At 41.9% G+C, this 267-nt stretch carries 1 protein-coding gene; it reads right to left on the reverse strand.

The window, feature by feature from the left end:
• Positions 1-96: 96 nt before the first annotated feature.
• On the reverse strand, positions 97-267 hold a 171-nt coding region (locus I5349_RS13780; protein ID WP_226391358.1), incomplete at its 5' end, for a penicillin acylase family protein.

Raw genomic sequence — 267 nt, forward strand, 5'->3', positions numbered from 1 at the left:
AAGTGCTGCTCTATAGTCAGCCAGATTATTGGCTCTATTGAGTTTTAGAATAGTCTTTTGTTGATTACCTCCTTGATGACCGATCCACTTGAGGGCTTAGTTGATTCGCTGCCCTTCACCTTTAAAGTTACGATCATAGACTACAGGCCCATGGTGGGTGTAGACTAGCGTGTCATAAAAAGTCTCTCCTCCTTTGACCTTGATCTCTTCTATGCGCTTTTGTGTTTTTAGCCTCTTGCCATCATACTTATACTCATCATGACTATC

This window comes from Penaeicola halotolerans, from assembly GCF_016464625.1.
In the GTDB taxonomy this organism is placed as follows: Bacteria; Bacteroidota; Bacteroidia; order Cytophagales; family Cyclobacteriaceae; genus Penaeicola; species Penaeicola halotolerans.